The sequence below is a fragment of the Bradyrhizobium sp. cir1 genome (genome assembly GCF_014198245.1).
Taxonomy (GTDB): Bacteria; Pseudomonadota; Alphaproteobacteria; order Rhizobiales; family Xanthobacteraceae; genus Bradyrhizobium.
Genome location: NZ_JACIHE010000014.1, coordinates 92,523 through 110,888 on the forward strand (window position 1 = coordinate 92,523; position 18,366 = coordinate 110,888).

Sequence of the window (18,366 nt, forward strand, 5' to 3'; positions counted from 1 at the left end):
TCAGGCGTCCTTCGTGAACTTGCTGATGACGTCCAGGAACGGCTTCGGCTTGAACTCGCCGTCGAGCGGCAGCGGACGGTTCGGCTGCTTGTCCTTGCGGGCAAAGGTGCCGTTGATCCAGCTGTAGCGGTCCGAGATGCCCCAGGTCAGGATCGAGCGCACCGGTCCGCTGGCCGAGACGGCCGTCAGCAGATCGTCGACGCGCTTGGCGACGATGGTGTCGCGTTCCGCCGGATTGCCCGTCAGCTTCTGGTCGTCGACGTCGAGCTCGGTGACGAGCACCTCGAGCCCCCATGATCGCAGCTCGGTGACGAATTCGGCGAGGCCATGCGTGTCGATCTCGAGCTCGGCATGCAGATGCGATTGCAGTCCCACGGCGTGCAGCGGAACGCCCTGGTCGAGCAGCTCCATGATGAGGTTGCGGTAGGCCGCGCGCTTGGCGATGAAGGAGTCCTTCACCGATTCGATGTCGTATTCGTTGATCGCGAGCTTTACGTATGGATCGGCCGCGGCCGCCGTGCGGAACGCCAGCGGAATCCAGCTTTTGCCGAGATGCTGCGTCCAGAACGTATCGCGCCGGTCGGTGATCCCCTTCGGGTTGTCCGGGATCGGCTCGTTGACGACGTCCCACGACGTCAGTTTGTCCTTGTAGTAGGACACAACAGTGCCGATGTGGTCGAGATACGCGCGCTCGACGCCCTTGGCGTCCTTGATCTGCTTGGTCCAGTCCGGAATGTCGTGATACCAGGCGAGCGCGTGTCCGCGCATGGTCAGATCGTTCGCCCGCGCGAAGTCCAGGATCGCATCGGCGCGCTCGAAGGCGAAGGTGTGCGCGTCCGGCCGCAGCATCGGCCATTTCAGCTCGAGCACCGGAACCACCTGCGTGCAATAGGTGCTGATGGCCTCGCCGAGCCTGGGATCGGCTTGCAGGTCCCAGAGCGTTGCCGCAGCACCAAAGCCCGGACGACGCTGGGCGATTTTAGAGGCCGGTAACGCTGACGCGGAGACGCCCGCCGCGAACGTCGCGGCGCTGCCGAGGAGAAATTCGCGTCTGTCGAGCCTGGTCACGCGTGGTTCTGCATCACGGCTTCGGCGATCTCGTAATAGTGAAGCGCGCCCTTCTCGAGCGTCAGATTTTCGGTCACATAGTCGCGCGGCGCGAAGTCACCGGCGTTCACATGCGACCAGAACGCGCTCCAGCCGGAGATGAAGCCGGCGGCGTCGGCGAAGGTCATGCCGCAGCGTGCGTCGAAATAAGGCACCGAGGATACGCCGCCCTCGTACCGCACCTTGTGCGGAAAATACTTCGGATCCTGCCACGGCCCGCCGCGATCCCACGCAAAGACGGGGACGCCGCTCGACAGCGCCTGCTCGCATGCGATGCCCTGGCTCTCGTGCTCGCACAGGAAGATCATGCTGCGGCAACGCGCCAGCGCCGCCTTGTAGTCGTCTTCCTTGTAATGACCGTAGCGGATCACCTCGACCGTGCGGCCGCCGGCTTCGAGATGCCTGCGGATCGGTTCGATCAGTTCGGACTCATATCGCTCGTAATCCCAGCGGACCTTGTCATAGAGCAGCACGTCCACGCTCTTGCGGTCGGCCGGTGTCGGCGTCCACAGGTCGGTGTCGATGCCGACGGGCCAGGCGTCGACATGGGGCCAGTGCGGACGGAACATGTCGGCGTACCATCTGCACGGCACCAGGACGCGCTTCACCTGCAGGTCGTTCAGGCGTTCCGGTGCATCGACCGGGTGGTCATACATGGCGACGCCGAGCAGGAGCGGGTTCTTCCACTTGAACCAGTCGAGCACGAACGGCCGCCCGATGATGCAGGCGAGCTCCTCGGGGTGCTTCTGGATGTAGCGATAGTCGTTGACGCGGTAGCGGATGCCGAGCCGGTCGAGGCCCGCGCACAGATTGAGCAGGACGCGGCGCTGTCCGCTGATGAAGGACTCGCCCTTGACCAGGCGCCGCAGCAGCGGCCGGATGTGGCGATCACCGGGAAGCCAGCGGTCGTCGCGCTCTTCAAAGAAGAGGTTGAGGACCATCCTCTCGCGGTTTTGCGAGCCGAAATCCGCCGGAACGAGCGGAGCGTCGGTGCCGCCATGCGGCCGGGAGGTCGGGTGCGCCCGCGTTCGTTCGGCAACGTCCATGTCAGTCACGTCCACGCATCGGATGGGTCGGGCGACCTTTTGATATCATTGCTTCTTTTCTGTGATCGCGCCGGTTCCTACAAGGACAGGGCAAATTTAACGCTAACGCGCGATAACCGCTGACACGTTTCATTCGCGATCCGATTTGCAGGCTTATGCGACTATCTTGATCGGCGCTCGCGGCGCTGGTGCGACGGCCGCAGCAAAGGCCAACTGTTTTAACGTCCCGTTAATCTTCAAGGCGCCGCCGGTCCCGTGCTCGCATGCTGAACCGCCATTTCTCGATTTACCTCGTGGCCTACATCCTGCCGGCGGCGGTGGGCTTCTTCGCGGTCACCGCCTACACGCGGCTCCTGAGCCCGGCGGAATACGGTGTCTATGTCGTCGGCATCAGCCTTGCCGGCATTCTCGGCGCGATCTTCTTTGCCTGGATCAAGCTGTCGGTGTCGCGTTATCAGGCGATGTCGGCGGAGGTGGATTTTCGCGGCACGGCGATGGTCGCCTTCGGGCTCACGGTCGCTGTGCTCTGTGCCACCACCCCGCTCGTGTTCCTGTTCCGCAGCGATGTGAGTGTCGAGCTGTTGCTCGCCAGCATGTTCGTCGCGATCATGGCCAATGCGGTCGATGTCGGCCAGGAGTTCGAGCGCGCCAAGCTGCGGCCCTATCGTTTCGCCGCGATCTCGATCGTGCGCAGCGTGGCGAGCGTCGGCTTCGGGCTCGCCGGAATCTGGCTGGGCTGGGGCGGCCTCGGCCTGCTGGCGGCGTTTGGCCTTGGCTCGCTCACCGGCATCATTCTCAATCTCGTCGGCGACCGCACCAGGATCGCGCGCTTCCAGCGCAGCCAGTTCATGCAGCTCGCGCGCTACGGCCTGCCGCTGACGCTGGCCGGACTTTCGGTCGCGCTGTATTCGAGCTGCGACCGTCTCATCGTCGCTTATCTCCTCGGCAAGGACGCCGCCGGCATCTTCGGCGTTGCCGCCGACCTGCCGCGCCAGTTCATGGTGATGATCGCGTCCAGCGTCGCCGCTGCGACCGTGCCCCTGGTGTTCCGGTCGCTGTCGGAGAAGAACAATGAGGTCACGCGCGAGCGGCTGACCGAGAGCCTCGAGCTGCTGCTCGTCGTCGTCGCACCCGTCGCGATCTGGCTGGCGCTCGCAACCGACCAGGTTGCGGGCACGCTCGTGGGCGTCGATTTCCGTGCCGGCGTGTCGGCACTGCTGCCGACCCTGGTGCTCGCCCGTTTCTTCGGCATCGCCAACCAGTTCTACGTCCAGATCAGCTTTCAGCTCGCCGAGCGTCCCTTCATGCTGGCGGCGCAGTCCTTCCTCACGCTGGCGGTGAGCATCGTCCTGATGTTCGCGCTGGTGGCAGGCTACGGGATCAATGGCGCCGCGCTGGCGACGCTCGCGACCGAGGTGATCGGCTTCGTCGTTGCGGTCGTCCTGATGCACCGTGCCCATCCGGTGCCGTTCGACGCGAGCCGCCTCGCCGGCGTGGCCGCCTCCGCAGCAGTGATGGCGGCAGCGATCCTGGTCGCGCGAACGCAGATCGACGGCACCGGTTTCGTCGCGCTCACCATCGTGAGCCTTGCCGGCGGTCTCGCTTATGCCGCGGCGGCCTGGCTGCTCAATGTCGCCAATGTGCGCACGCTGTCGCTCCGTGTGCTGCGGACCTTTAACCGGAAGGCGCTGGGCGTGTAGCGCGCCTCTGTCCGGCGTGGTCTCGCCGCCCTGACGTCGGCCGGGCCGGCTGCAACCGCCGCCAGTCCCCGGACATTCTGCCGCAGCGGTGGACCGCCAGCTCCGGACCAGCCTGGGCCGCAAGCGCCCTTCCGCCGGTGCAGGCCGTCGTATATGAGAGATTTGCCGCCGGAGCGTGCCGAATATCGCCACAGACGGAACGTATGGCGGCTGTGATTTCTTAATTCAGAGATCGCAAACTGAGATTTGACCGGCACGCGCGGACTGGCATTTCGACCGAGGATGGCATGAAAAACCTGATGACAACGGCGCAATCCACCGTGGCGATGCGGCGTTGGGTGCCTCCCGGAATTGTGACCCTGGCCGCGATGGTCGCATTCGCGACGCTGGGCCCGGCATCCGCAGCCAAGCAGGCCCGTCAGCCAGCCGAGGCGGTGGCGCAGCGCGAGGCGGGCGAGCCGATCATGGCGGTCGTGTCGATCAAGAGCCAGCAGGTCACCTTCTATGATGCCGACGGCTGGATCCTGCGCGCGCCGGTCTCGACCGGCACCACGGGACGCGAGACGCCGGCCGGCGTCTTCGCCATCGTCGAGAAGGACAAGGACCACCACTCGACCATGTATGACGATGCCTGGATGCCGAACATGCAGCGCATCACCTGGAACGGTATCGCGCTGCATGGTGGGCCGCTTCCGGGCTACGCCGCCTCGCATGGCTGCGTGCGCATGCCGTTCGGCTTTGCCGAGGGTCTGTTCGACAAGACCAACATCGGCATGCGGGTGATCATCTCGCCGAATGACGCCGCTCCGGTCGATTTCACCCATCCCTCGCTGTTCGTGCCGAAGCGGGAGGCGATCGCGGCGGCGCCGGGCCGCATCGACAAGCTCTCCGCCGAGGCCGAGGAGGCCATACGGGCCGCCGATGAGACCAAGAAGGCTGCGGCCGCGGCCGCGAAGGAGGCGGCCTCGCTCCCGGCATCGCTGCGCAAGCTGGAGCAGCAGAAGGCCCGGGCCGACGCCGAGCTCGCCTTCGCCGACAAGACGCTTGCGAATGCAAAGACCGATCAGACCCGCGCCAAGGCCGAGGAGCTGAAGCAGAAGGCGGCCGCCAGGGCCGCCGACGCGACGACGCAGCTCGATGCCGCCAAGGCCGCGGCGCAGCCGAAGCGTGACGCCGTCGCCGCGACGAAGGAGGCCGCGAAGACGGCGGCGGCCAGGAAGGCCGATGCGGTGAAGGCAGCGACCGATGCAAAACTCGCGCTCGAGCCGGTGTCGGTCTACATCAGCCGCGCGACGCAAAAGCTCTATGTGCGGCGGAACACGCACAAGCCGGCGCCGGATGGCGGCGGCGAGGTGTTCGACACCAGCATCGAGGTCCCCGTCACGATCCGCAATCCCGACCAGCCGCTCGGCACGCATATCTTCACGGCGATGGCGAAGACCGACACGGGCCTGCGTTGGAGCGTGGTCACGATCGAAAACGGCGACGACGCCAAGGACGCGCTCGACCGCATCACCATCCCGCAGGACGTCTGGGATCGCATCGGTCCGACCGCGCTGCCGCGCTCCTCGATCATCATCTCGGACGAGCCGCTGAGCAGCGAGACCAACTACCGCACCGAGTTCGTCGCGGTGCTGAGCAACCATCCCCAGGGCGGCTTCATCACGCGCAAGCCGACCGCGCCGATGGACATTGCCAGCGACGACGGCTGGGACAATGGCGGCAACGGCTTCGGCTTCTTCTTCCAGCAGCGCGATCCGTACGCGCAACCGGTCAATCCGCGCCGGCAGCGCGGCCAGTACCCGTACTATCAATCGACGCAGCCGATGCAGCGGAGCTGGTGGTAAGGCACGCTGCGCGCGCCGGGCTGAGGCCGATTACCGGCGCGCTTCGATCACGATCGCCTGGATCTTGCCCTCGACCGCTCCGGCTCCATGCCGCGTCCGGATCGCGTCGGCAACGATATCGGTTGCAGCCTGCAGCTTGCTGGCATCCCTTGCCTCGATCTCGCTGCGCAGCGGCGTGCCCTGGCAGAGCGCGATCGCGACGTATTCGGCCGACGGCGCGCGGCTGATCTCGGATCGCGATTCGATTGTGATGTCGTGGAAGCCCGCACGTTCGAGGTCGGTTCTGATCACGGCCTTGTCGTGATAGCCGTGCGGCGTCCGGACCATGAATCGGGGCGGATCGTCGGGAAACAGCTTTTCGAGCGCGACTGTCGCTTCATGCGTGAGCACGTTGTCCTCGATGCGATCCCAGACGTTGAACACGAACGTGCCGCCCGGCTTCAGGACGCGCTTCACCTCTCCATAAGCTTTGACGCGATCCGGAAAGAACATCGCGCCGAACTGGCAGCAGGCGACGTCGAACTCGCCATCGCCGAAGGGCAGGGCGGTGGCATCCGCCTGACGCCAGGTGATGCGATCATCGCTCGCCTGGCGCTGCGCGGCGACCGCGAGCATCGGCTCGTTCAGGTCGGTCGCGACATAACGGATTCCGCGCGGCAGCGCCGCCGCCACTGCGCGCGTCACTGCGCCGGTGCCCGCGGCGATCTCGAGCAGCACGGAAGGAGCGCGCGCGGCGACGCGCCGTGCGATGTCCTGCGCATAGACGGAGAAGATCAGCGGGACGAGATATTCGTCGTAGATTTTCGGAATCGAGCCGGCGAAAACCTTGTCAGTGTCGGACATGCTTGCCTCGCTGAAGGTTCGGACACGAGAGTCAATCTATCACGGATCGCCTCTCAACGCGCCAGCTTCCTTGCCGAGATCATCGACGGCAAGCAGAAGATCGTCGAGACCCTGCCGAAGCTGAAAGGCGGCAAGGCCGAGTGAAGGCGAGGGGCTACGATGATGTGCTATTACATCCGCACACATGCCTCGCTCGGACAGTCCCAACACATGAAAATCACGCTGCTGAAACCCGAAGACTACACCCGTTCGCCCTGGAAGAATGGCGGCGGCATTCTCACCGACATTACGGGCGCCCATCGTGCAGACAGCCCGGTGAAGGACTGGGACAGCCTGCTCTGGCGCTTCGCGTCCACGCCGATCGTGACGCCTGGTCCGTTCTCCTACATGCCCGGCATCGACCGCCTGCAGATGGTCGTCAAGGGCCGCGGGCTGGTGCTGAAATCGCCGATGCAGGAATTCGACGAGCGTGAACCTTTTACGACGGTGCGCTTCACCGGCGAACTCGAGATCGTGACCGCGCTCGAGCAAGGTCCCGTCGAGGTCGTGAACCTGATGGCGCGGCGGGGAGCTGCAGAGATCGAGCTTGCAGCGCTGAGGGAACCGGGCGAGCGGCCATTGTCCGCCGGCACGCATCTCGTCTACGCGGTTTCCGGCGATTGCAGCCTTCGTCTCAATAGCGAGGATATCCTCGTTCCCGACGGCAGCACGCTGAAGGTCGAGCTGACCGAGGCGTCCGGTCTGGCGCTCGTTTCAGGCTTGGCCGTGTTGGCGTCGATCCAGCCCGTCGGCTAAAGCATGATCCGGAAAAGTGCGAAGCGGTTTTCCGGAAAGATCATGCGTAAACAACAACCTAAAGCGCGATGACGCTTAATCCTAATCTCATTGCGCTTTAGGCTGCAACCGCCCTCGGGATGCGCGCAATCCGTGCAACTGGCTAGGTTGGCGCGGCCCGGCCCGTGCACTATATCTCCTGCCGATGCAGACCGCCGCGAAGGGGCCGGATATGAACGCGCCACACCAAAATCCCCCCACGCTGTCCGACGGCGTCGTCCACTGGCTCACCAACGGCACGCGCGACGAGCGCTTCATCGACAATATCTTCGCGGAGATGTGCATCCGTCTCCAGCAGGCGGGCATTCCGCTCAAGCGGTCGACGATGCACATCCGGATCCAGCATCCGCAATGGCTCGGCGCCGGTTTCATGTGGTCGGACGGCATGCGCGAGGCGAAGATAACGCGGGTCGACTTCGACGTGCTCGAGCGATCCGAGTTCATCGGCAGTCCTATCAACGAAATGATGGACGGCGCGACTGAGCTCCGCGAAAAGCTCGAAGGCGATCCGTCGCTCGGCCGCAAGCATGCGCTCTATGACGAGATGCGCGCGAAGGGCCTGACCGACTACGTTGCCTGGCCGCTCCATCACACGCTCGGCAAGCGCCATTTCGTCACTTTCGCGACTGATCGTCCCGGCGGTTTCGACGATGCCCATATCGCGGCCCTGAAGAACGTGCTGCCGGTGCTGGCGCTGGTCAGCGAGATCCGCATCAAGAATCGCCTGGCGCGAACGCTGCTGGAGACCTATGTCGGCGCCCATGCCGGCGAGCTGATCCTGGCCGGCGCCACCAGGCGCGGCACCGGCACCACGGTGCGCGCCGCGATCATGATCTGCGACTTGCGCGATTTCACAAAAATCTCCGACAACTGGCCGCGCGACGACGTCATCGATCTCCTCAACGACTATTTCGACGCGATGTCGGAGCCGATCGCGCGGCACGGCGGCGAGATCCTGAAATTCATCGGCGACGGCCTGCTCGCCATCTTTCCGCTGAGCCAGCCGGATGCCTGCGCCAACCTGCTGCATGCCGTGAGCGAAGCGAGGGGAGCCATGGCCGCGCTGAACGAGCGCAACAAGAGCAGCGCCCGCGCGCCCCTGAACTACGGCATCGGCGTCCATGTCGGCGACGTCATGTACGGCAATATCGGATCTTCGAGCCGGCTCGATTTCACCGTGATCGGCCCCGCCGTCAACATGGCCTCTCGCCTCGAGGCGCTCACCAAGCAGCTCGGGCGCAACGTGCTGCTGTCGCGCGACTTTGCCGAGCAGGTCCAGCCGAAGTTCGAGCTGGAGCGGGTCGGCAAATACGAGGTGCGCGGTTTCAGCGACCCGATCGAGCTGTTTGCGTTCGCGGGCTGACACGCGCGAGACCGCGCGGTCGTCGTCACTCGTCTCCATGTCACCTTCCCGGCGGGGCCGGCTTGAACGCCCCGCGATCACGCCTCCTCGCGGCGTTTCCCGGATCGTGCCGGTTGCGCAAACGCACGTTTGCCTGCCACCGCTTCATGCGCGGGGTCGCGCGTCGTGCGGATGGGCAATTGAGGACGTCTTGTTGAAAGAGATCGCTGCGCGGGACTCGTAAGCTGATGTCGTTGGCGGCTCAGACGACGAGTGCCGCCGCTTCATCGGGAACCGAGACAGGTCCCGGTGCAACAGAAGAGGTGATTGGCGACATCCGGCGTGACAACAAGAGGAGGCTTCGATGCCAACCTGCTCCGAAAATCTTCATGGTCGAACCGGGCGATGCGCGGTCTGCGACGGCAGATTCGGTCTCGTTCGGTACTACGCCTGGCGGAGGCCTCTTTGCTCCAAGAAGTGCGTCGAACGTTTCGCCACGCGCCGCCGGGATGACCGCGACTGGATGGGCCGTTTTCCGATCGCGTTCGATGCGCTTGCAGAGAACCGCGTGAGGATCCCATGACGCTCCAGATGTCACGACGAGGCAAGGCTTATATGGAAACGGCGCAGAGCCTGCTCCGCGCGGCCCGAAGCATGACCGACGATGCGGTTGCGGCGCGGCTGAAGATTCTCGCCGGCGACTATCAGCGGCGCGCCGAAAAGGCCTCAAGCGCCGATGCAGAAAGGTCGGTGGCGCGCTCGGCCGCCAAAGCCGGGTACGACTGGTCGAAGGAGCTTGCGTGAGATGATCCGGATCATTGCCGTGCTCTGTCGCCTTTCCTCTCCCACGGACTGTCATGAACAGATCGTCACGACCTCGGACTTCGCCGACGTGACGATGCAGTCCTGCCTGATGGGCGCGCCGCAGCTCGCCGAATGGATGGCGCAGCATCCGGCCGAGCGTCTGGCTGCATGGCGCTGCACGATCGGCAAGCAGAACGGCAGGGGCGCCTAGGATGCGGAGAACGGAGGAGCGAGCCCGGAAGCACCGTTGCCAACGCGAGCATGTGCCACTACGCTTGACCGCAAGTCGCCCAGACGGTCCTGCGATCAGCCGCTCGTTCATGCCCAAATTCCTTCGCATCGGTGTCCATCAGTCGAACGTCTCAGGGTACACGTCGAAGGCGTGGTGCATCAGGCGTGCCGGCTCGACGATCTTCCTGAAGTGGGGCGCCGTGGAGGTGCATGGCACGGGTGCCGTGCGAACGGTCTACTGGACGCGCGTGCCGCAGGAGAAGACGATCCGCTGCCGCACGGCGCAGCGCGCCCAGGACTATGCCCGGGCCGCGATCGCGCGGCGACGCAACCACCGCTATGAACCGCTGACCGGGGCCATCGCGAACCGGCGCCCATCGGCCGCAGGCAGCGCCGAGCTCAAGCAGGCGCTCGCCACCATCCTGATCGTCGACATTGTCGGCTCGACCGCAAAGGCTGCCAAGCTCGGCGATGCGCGCTGGACCAAGGTGATGGGCCACTATTACGCCGCCGTGCGCAGGGAGCTGAAGAGCTCGCGCGGCAAGGAAGTCGTGACCACCGGCGACGGTGTGCTGGCGACCTTCAAGGCGCCCGCCGCCGGCATCACTTGCGCGACCGCGATCCAGAAGGCCGTGCGCACGCTGGGCCTCGAGATCAGGGTGGGCCTGCACGCCGGCGAATACACGATCAGCGGCGGCGAAATGGTCGGCCTCGCCTTCCACATCGGCACCCGCATTGCCGCCAAGGCGCGCGCCGGCGAGGTCCTGGTCTCGAGCGCGGTGAAGGAGCTCTTGAAGGCGCAGTCCGCGATCAGCCTGCAAGATCACGGCGTGCACCGGCTCAAGGGCGTGCCGGAGCGGTGGAGGCTGTACCGGGTGGAAGGGTGAGGGGATGGCGCTGCAGGCTGTAGAGCATCATCGAGCACTATCTGCACGAGTGTGCAGCGATGCTGTCCTTGTCCCTGTCATCGTGCGGCGAGGTGCCCCACCTCGAAGTTAGTACCACCTTTTCGCCCATTTACCGGGAGCTCTCTTGCGATCTTACTAGGAACTTCGACGCCTGGGTTTGCCTCGCGTCAGCGATTGCAGATTTTACATTTGATCACGCGGGCAGAACCGCTTCGTATGCGTTGGCGTTGCAATTTCAGCTACGGCATCTCGTTTGCTTCTCCACTTGCCTTCGAAGCGGTTTGCAGCAGATCGAGGGAGCATAGCATGCAAAAGTGTTTGATCATTTTCTTGCCGGTGCTCGTTTTCCGCACTGACGCTTCAAGCAGGGTAGCAAGGGCGAGCGCGAAGTAGGCGCAAGCTTCGCTACGCCCCATTTCCTTTGGCAGATCGTTCTCAACGAGCCGACGGCTCCTCGTGGCAAACGCGGTGGATCGCCGAAGAGCCGGCGCATGGAATTTCCGTCACCCAGGAATTTCGGGGCCGGTCGCCCGCCAGGATGCGGTCGGTCTTATGGCTCTCGGCATCCAATGCTGAACCGATAGGAGAATACAATGGCACTCGACATCACGACTCAAGAACTCGTCATCGACGAGACCACCGGCCTTCAGGACGATGACAGCAGCGTCAGCAATTCGACCGTAACGTATCTCCTCAGTCTTGATAGTGCGGGCGGGCTGACCTCACCGGAGGTTGCCGTCCAGGCCGACTTCGTGGTGGCCTCGGCGAGCGCGGGGGAAACGATCACCTCGGTCGTTCTCACCCAGGATTCCAACGGAACTCCGTTTTCCACCACCGTGGGCGTGAACAGCGGCATCAAGACAGTCGATGGCAACTACGTCTGGTTATTCCAGGACGCCACCCATGCCAACGTAGTGATCGGCGTCATCGGGACCTCTGACGCGAACGCCGCGCCCGATCCGACCGGACCGCTGGCGTTTTCGTTCGCACTGGTCAGCACCAGCGCCACCCATGCGGACCTTTATACGGTGCAGTATGTGCCGCTGTTCCATCCGGATGATACCAACCCGGACGACCGCATCGACCTGACCGACAAGGTGTTCGCCTCGGTCGAGGGTACCTCCACGGTCAGTTTCCTGGGCTCGAACGCCGCGCCCGGCAATCGTGATTTCTACCTGATCGATTCGTCCAGTGACGCTTCCAAGCAGGTTCTGGTGATAGGTCTGAACGGTCTAACCGCCAACGTGAGTGAACAGGGCTTCGGCGTCAAAAACCAGAGCATCAATCCGGGCGAAACGCTCCAGGTCGATTTCGTGACCGGCGGTACCCAGCCCGCAGGTACTGATGCCTCGGAGATTCAGTACGGCAGCCATATAGAAACTATCACGCAGGCCGGGTTCACGATCAACCAGATCACGCCTTCTCAGCCGGACAAGCGGGTGGACATCACGATCAGTGCCTTCAACAATACCGGCAATGACCAAGGCTCGAACTTCTATGACGGCACCGCGACCACCGCCGTGGACATCACCAGCATCAAGCTGACCGGCGCATCGGGGTTTGCTTCCATCATCACCGCGGACGGCACCTATGCCACGGGAAGCGGCAACGTTACCATCACGGGGCTTAGCGGCACCGGGAACGCCGTCACCATCACCGGGCTCGACAACGTCACCACCGTCGATATCACCACCGCCAGCCCAATGGATCGGCTGCAGGTCGCGGGGGTCGATGCCAACGAGGGGTGCGACATCACCGAGTTCCATTACTCGGTGACGAGCACCAACGCCCACACCGAAGAGGTCGGCTCGTTCATCAACTTCGACGATGACGGTCCGACGCTCGAGATCACGGCCGCGCCGGTGGTTGGCGCCGCCGAGGTGGTGGAGGCGAGCGGAGCTGGCGGGCAGAGCCAGGCGACGATCACGCCGCCGACCTTCACGGCGAGCGCGGTCGACGGCTACACGACGGATGTGAGCTATGAGCTGGCCCTGGCGGGCGGCACGGCGACCGGGCTGCAGACGACGGTGGGCAACCACGCGATCACGCTGGTGGTCGATTCGGCCACCCAGATCTCCGGCAAGTACGACAGCGACGGCAACAGCTCGCTCGATGCAACCGCGTTCACGGTGACGCTGTCCGGTACGACGGTGACGCTGACATCGTTGGTTGCGCTTGAGCACTCGAACTCGCCGCAAGGTGTAGGCGAGGACAACACGCTTGACCTCAATGGCCTGATCAACGTGGTGGCGACGGTGACGGTGACGGACGGCGACAATGACTCCACGTCGTCGCAAAGCACGAGCGCGGGGCTGTCGCTGACCTTCGACGACACCGATCCGTCGCTCTCGGTCACGGCCGTGCCGGTGGTTGGCTCCGCCACGGTGACCGAGGCGAGCGGGGCTGCGGGGCAGAGCCAGGCGACGATCACGGCTCCGGGCTTCACGGCGAGCGCGGTCGACGGATACACGTCGGATGTCAGTTACGTGCTATCCCTGGTGAACGCGGCGACCGGGCTGCAGACGACGGAAGGCAACCATGCGATCACGTTGGTGGCCGATTCAGCCACCCAGATCTCGGGCAAGTACGACAGCGACAACGACACCACGCTCGATGCGACCGCGTTCACGGTGACGCTGTCCGGCACGACGGTAACGCTGACATCGTTGGTTGCGCTTGAGCACTCGAATACGCAAGGTCCAGGCGAGGACAACACGCTCGACCTCAACGGCCTGATCAACGTGGTGGCGACGGTGACGGTGACCGACGGCGACAATGACTCCACGTCGTCGCAAAGCACGAGCGCGGGGCTGTCGCTGACCTTCAACGACACCGATCCGATCATCACGGCTCCGTTCGATGCTGACCCCGCCGCTCCCGGCATCCAAACCCCGGAGCAGATTAGCAACACCGCGGGAGCGACGGCCAGCGGGACCTTCGGCTACGACATGACGGACAAGCACACGGCCGCGGAGTATCTGGCGGGTGTGAGCGACTTTGTCGATGCCGATACGATCCTCGGAGGTGTGCAGATTACCCTGACGGGTACAGTTGCCAACGCCCAGAACCCCAACATCACTAACGCCGTGGTGACACTCGCGTCAGAGAGCCTTACCTCTGCGTCGTTCAACTTCTCATTCCACTACGACGCGGACCCGATCACGGCGGGCGTTCAGGACGCTACGGCGGGCGGCACTCTTGTCTTTGACAAGGTTGCCGACACCTACACGTTCACCTTGAACGACGTAATCGACGGGTTCAGCTTCGACGTGCTGCACACCGCCGAGCTCTTGTCCAAGGAACCTACGAGCAACACCGGACACCCCGAAATCGTAGTGGAGCGGCTCGCTGCGGACGACCCGACTACGGCAGTGGACGAGGACTTCTACGTGCAGTTCACCGCGAACTCGATCACCCAAAAGATCGGCTTCGGCTTTAACTCGACCGGCGACGGAGCGCCTGTTGGCGACACCACATTCAACAACGGCGGTGCCACCCACGACATGGTCACCAACACCCACGAAGACTGGGTGAGCGCAACTCAGGCCACGAATGGCGTCGCTGGTGACACGATCCAGCAGGGCGAGCTGCTGACACTGAGGTTCTTCAACAGCAACGTTGGTATCGCCAACGAGGCGACCGACCCGACAGCGAAAGCTGCCGGAGTTGCCATCAAGTTTGATGGCATCGGTAGCAGTGAAGACCTGATTCTGATCTTGGACCTCAAGGACGCCAACGGGAACGAGATCACAAGGGCCATCACGGTCGACAATGCGGACATCTTCAAGACCGGACAGGTTCCATTCCCGTACAACACCGAGTTCTCGCTCGACAACAATGATGGCCTCGTGGTTATCGAAGCCAACGACTACAACCTTTCGGGCGAGACTTACCAAATCCAAGGCATCCAGATCATGCAGTCCGCAAATGGGCTGACAGGGTCCGGCATCAACTTGAACGGCGCGGTTGGAGCCAATGGCGGCAGCGTCCAGAACGGCGCCTTCACGCTCCAGAGCTTCACCGACGCCAGCTTCGGCAACGAGCAGGATGTCCTGAAGATCGTGGACATCGGCTTCGTGCAGAATACCAGTGGGACAATCGACGCCAACCTCGACTTCTCGTTCCAGATTGTCGACGGCGACGGCGATACCACGCCGATACAGGATCTGCTGCTCCATGTGTAGCCCGCGACGGCGCGTCTAGAGACCGGCAGTGAGCGCCGGCCGCCAGACGAGCCAAGCGGCGAACCGGCCGGCGGCGCATCCTTAAGCAGAGGAGCAGCGCCGCCGGACCAAAGCCCCCGGAGTTGAAACAATCTCGGAATCATTGCCCGTGCTGGACATTCTTTCACAGTGCTGCGCTCAAATCGCTGCCGACGCGCGAGTCTGGCTCGGCCCGGTTCTCGACGGGCCGCGCGACTTCGCCCTACGGGCGGCGCCGTTCATTGGGGCGGCGATCATTCTCGTTCGCTTCGGCCTGGCGCGACGCCGGCGAGCGCGCGTTGCGCCCGGTGGCGATCACGACGGGTCACCGCCCGTACGCGACCTTGCCTCGCCGCTTCAGGCCTGCCGCGGCGTGCTGGTCGGGCTCGGCCTGATCACCGCCATGCTGAACGTACTGTACCTGACCGGCTCGTTCTTCATGCTGGAAGTCTACGACCGCGTGGTGCCGAGCCACAGCGTGCCGACACTGATCGGCCTCGCCGCGCTGGTCGGCGCCCTCTACGTGTTCCAGGCATTCCTCGACATTCTGCGCGGGCGCATCCTTGTCCGCATCGGCGAGTGGCTCGACCGCGCATTCTCGGCACGCGCCTACGACATCGTCGCGCGCTGGCCGCTGCGTGCGCGCGCAAGCGGCGACGGGCTGCAGCCGATGCGCGACCTCGACCAGGTGCGCAGCTATCTCTCCGGGCTCGGCCCGACCGCGCTGTTCGACCTGCCGTGGATTCCGTTCTACCTCACGATCTGCTTCCTGTTTCATCCGCTGCTCGGGCTCACTGCGTCGGTCGGCTCGGTGCTGCTCGTGTCCCTGACCATTCTCACCGATCGGCTGACGCGTGCGCGCACCAAGGAAGCCACCGGCCAGATTGCACAGCGCAATGCACTCGCCGAGGCCAGTCGCCGAAACGCCGAGGTTCTGCAGGCCATGGGCATGCGCGGACGCCTTGCCGCGCGCTGGTCGGAGGCCAACGACATCTACATGACCACCCAGCGGCGCGCCGCCGATATCGCCGGCGGCTTCGGCTCCGCCTCCAAGGTGCTGCGCATGGTGCTGCAATCGGCGGTGTTGGGAGTCGGCGGCTATCTGGTCATTCAGCAGGAGGCCAGTGCCGGGATCATCATCGCCGGCGCCATCCTCACCTCCCGCGCGCTCGCGCCGGTCGAACTCACCATCGCCCACTGGAAAGGCCTGATCGCGGCCCGGCAGAGCTGGAAACGTCTGCAGCAGCAATGGGCGCAACTCCCGGCCGAGGAGGAGAAGACGCCGTTGCCGCCGCCGTGCAGGGCGCTCGCGGTCGAGGCCGTCTCCGTGGTGCCGCCTGGCGAACAGACCGTCGTGGTCCAGGAAGCATCCTTTGCGTTGAACCCGGGGCAGGGGGGCGGCATCGTCGGCCCGAGCGCATCGGGCAAGTCGTCGCTGGTGCGTGCCGTCGTCGGCGTGTGGGGAGCGGCACGCGGCAAGGTGCGGCTGGACGGCGCCGCGCTCGACCAATGGAGCTCCGAGGCGCTCGGCCGCCATATCGGCTATTTGCCGCAGGACGTCGAGCTGTTCGCGGGCACGGTGGCGCAGAATATCAACCGCTTTGAGCCCGCCCCCGATGCCGAGGCGACGATCGCCGCCGCGCGGGCGGCCGGCGTGCACGAGATGGTGCTGCGATTGCCGAAAGGCTACGACACCCCGATCGGCGAAGGCGGCGCGGCGCTCTCCGCCGGGCAGCGGCAGCGCATCGCGCTCGCCCGTGCGCTTTATCGCGATCCCTTCCTGGTGGTGCTCGACGAGCCCAACTCCAATCTCGACGCCGAGGGCGACCAGGCCCTGACGCAAGCCATTCTCGGCGTGCGTGCGCGAGGCGGCATCGTCATCGTCGTCGCGCATCGCACCAGCGCGCTCGCCGGCGTGGACCAATTGATCGTGATGGCCGAGGGGCGCGTGCAGGCGTTCGGACCCAAGGACACGCTGCTGGCCAAGATGATGCAGCCGCGGCCGGCAGTGCCGCTTAAGGTCGTAGCCGAGGGAGCAAACTCTTGAACCGCGAGCCGGTGAACCAGGTCCCGCACGCGATCCGCCAGCACCTGCGCGCCGGCCTTGTGGGAGTCGTCATTCTTGCCGGCGGCGCCGGCGGCTGGGCGGCGACCACGGAATTGGCCGGCGCCGTCGTCGGCTCCGGCACGCTGGTGGTCGACAGCTACATCAAGAAGGTGCAGCATCCGACCGGCGGCGTGGTCGGTGAACTCAACGTTCGCGAGGGCGCCCGGGTGAAGGCCGGCGACGTGATCGTGCGCCTCGACGAGACGGTGACGCGGGCCAATCTCCTGATCGTCGTCAAGAGTCTTGACGAGCAGGTGGCGCGCCGGGCGCGGCTCGAGGCGGAGCGCGACGGTCAGGATTGGCTCGACTTTCCCGCCGACCTCACTGCGCGTGCCGGCGATCCGGATGTCGATCGGTTGATCGTTGGCGAGCGCAAGCTGTTCGAGTTGCGCCGCGCCGCCCGCGCCGGCAAGCAGGCGCAGCTCAACGAGCGCATCGGTCAGCTTCAAGAGCAGATCCGCGGGCTCGACGAGCAGATCCAGGCGAAAGACCGCGAGACCACCTTCATCGACCAGGAGCTTCTGGGCGTGCGCGACCTGTGGCGAAAGAATCTGGTCCAGATCACGCGCCTGACGACGCTCGAGCGCGACGCGGCGCGCCTGCATGGCGAACGCGGCGCGTTGGTCGCCGCCATTGCCGAAGCCAGGGGCCGGATCACCGAGACCACGCTGCAAATCATGCAGATCGATCAGGATCTGCGCAGCGAGGTCGGAAAGGATCTCGCCGAGATTCGCGCCAAGACCTCGGAGCTGGTCGAGAAGCGCGTGGCCGCCGAGGATCAGCTCAAGCGCATCGATATTCGAGCGCCGCAGGACGGCACCGTGCATCAGCTGGCGCTGCACACCATCGGCGGCGTCATCAGCCCCGGCGAGCAGATCATGCTCATCGTCCCCGCCCACGATGCGCTCGTCGTCGAGGTGCGGATTCCCCCGCATGAGATCGATCGTCTGTCGGTCGGCCAGCCGGTGCTGCTGCGCTTCACGGCCTTCAATCAGCGCACCACGCCTCAACTCAACGGCGAGGTGAGCAATGTCTCTGCCGACGTCGCAGTCGACCAGAAAAGCACGGCGAGCTTCTACGTCGCCCGCATCGCCGTTCCCGAAGCGGAGATCGCACGCCTGGGCGAGCTGAAGCTGATCGCCGGCATGCCGGTCGAAGCCTTCATCCAGACCGGTCAGCGCACGGTGATGTCGTACCTGGTCAAGCCGCTCTCCGATCAGTTGATGCGCGCCTGGCGCGAACGCTAGCCGGCGAGCCGATCATGTCCATCGTCCCCGACGGCGGCATGCGCGCGTCGTCCACGTCCGGCGTTAACCACCACCAACGGTTCCAGCCTGAGCGAAATCGCTTCGAAGTTTCTTAAATTTTGCTGGGTATCTCTTCCGGGCATGGTGA

The 18,366-nt window shown here is 64.6% G+C and carries 13 protein-coding genes; 10 read left to right on the top strand and 3 right to left on the bottom strand.

Annotated elements, in window-relative coordinates:
• Positions 1 to 1,068: an endo-1,4-beta-xylanase gene (locus tag GGD63_RS25645; protein WP_183245937.1), complete on the bottom strand. Its 1,068-nt coding sequence runs from the start codon at positions 1,066 to 1,068 to the stop codon at positions 1 to 3.
• Positions 1,065 to 2,153, bottom strand: a complete 1,089-nt coding sequence (locus GGD63_RS25650) for a glycosyltransferase (protein WP_183246040.1) — start codon at positions 2,151 to 2,153, stop codon at positions 1,065 to 1,067. The genes GGD63_RS25645 and GGD63_RS25650 overlap by 4 nt, the downstream gene beginning before the upstream one ends.
• A gap of 263 nt (positions 2,154 to 2,416) precedes the next feature.
• Between GGD63_RS25650 and GGD63_RS25655 the strand changes: the two genes are divergently transcribed.
• Together GGD63_RS25655 and GGD63_RS25660 are read left to right on the top strand one after the other, a co-directional pair.
• Entirely contained in the window at positions 2,417 to 3,853 is a 1,437-nt protein-coding gene (locus GGD63_RS25655) for a lipopolysaccharide biosynthesis protein (protein WP_183245938.1), read from the top strand.
• Positions 3,854 to 4,140: 287 nt separating this feature from the next.
• Complete coding sequence (locus GGD63_RS25660) at positions 4,141 to 5,700, top strand: L,D-transpeptidase (RefSeq protein WP_183245939.1); 1,560 nt, start codon at positions 4,141 to 4,143, stop codon at positions 5,698 to 5,700.
• Positions 5,701 to 5,730: 30 nt separating this feature from the next.
• Here GGD63_RS25660 and GGD63_RS25665 read toward each other — a convergent pair whose 3' ends face one another.
• The gene (locus GGD63_RS25665) at positions 5,731 to 6,543 is read right to left on the bottom strand and encodes a class I SAM-dependent methyltransferase (RefSeq protein WP_183245940.1); all 813 of its coding nucleotides are present in this window, start codon (positions 6,541 to 6,543) and stop codon (positions 5,731 to 5,733) included.
• 210 nt (positions 6,544 to 6,753) lie between these two features.
• On the opposite strand from GGD63_RS25665, the gene GGD63_RS25670 reads away from it, so the two are divergent.
• From GGD63_RS25670 to GGD63_RS25705, 8 genes are all read left to right on the top strand, one after another.
• Positions 6,754 to 7,338 carry a HutD family protein gene (locus tag GGD63_RS25670; RefSeq protein ID WP_183245941.1) on the top strand — a complete coding sequence of 195 codons (585 nt, stop codon included), beginning with the start codon at positions 6,754 to 6,756 and terminating at the stop codon, positions 7,336 to 7,338.
• Between the two features lie 211 nt (positions 7,339 to 7,549).
• Positions 7,550 to 8,740 (top strand): adenylate/guanylate cyclase domain-containing protein, encoded by a 1,191-nt coding sequence (locus GGD63_RS25675; protein ID WP_183245942.1) that lies wholly within the window; start codon positions 7,550 to 7,552, stop codon positions 8,738 to 8,740.
• A 558-nt stretch (positions 8,741 to 9,298) separates the two neighbouring features.
• Entirely contained in the window at positions 9,299 to 9,523 is a 225-nt protein-coding gene (locus GGD63_RS25680; RefSeq protein ID WP_246785633.1) for a hypothetical protein, read from the top strand.
• Between the two features lies 1 nt (position 9,524).
• A complete protein-coding gene (locus tag GGD63_RS25685) occupies positions 9,525 to 9,734 on the top strand; it encodes a hypothetical protein (protein WP_183245943.1) in 210 nt (69 codons plus the stop codon).
• 109 nt (positions 9,735 to 9,843) lie between these two features.
• Entirely contained in the window at positions 9,844 to 10,641 is a 798-nt protein-coding gene (locus GGD63_RS25690; RefSeq protein ID WP_183245944.1) for an adenylate/guanylate cyclase domain-containing protein, read from the top strand.
• A gap of 614 nt (positions 10,642 to 11,255) precedes the next feature.
• On the top strand, positions 11,256 to 14,846 hold the full coding sequence (locus GGD63_RS25695) for an S-layer family protein (protein WP_183245945.1): 3,591 nt from the start codon (positions 11,256 to 11,258) through the stop codon (positions 14,844 to 14,846).
• Between the two features lie 151 nt (positions 14,847 to 14,997).
• A complete protein-coding gene (locus GGD63_RS25700) occupies positions 14,998 to 16,911 on the top strand; it encodes a type I secretion system permease/ATPase (RefSeq protein ID WP_183246042.1) in 1,914 nt (637 codons plus the stop codon).
• Entirely contained in the window at positions 16,908 to 18,218 is a 1,311-nt protein-coding gene (locus tag GGD63_RS25705) for an HlyD family type I secretion periplasmic adaptor subunit (RefSeq protein WP_183245946.1), read from the top strand. Before GGD63_RS25700 ends, GGD63_RS25705 begins: the two co-directional genes overlap by 4 nt.
• Positions 18,219 to 18,366 lie beyond the last annotated feature (148 nt).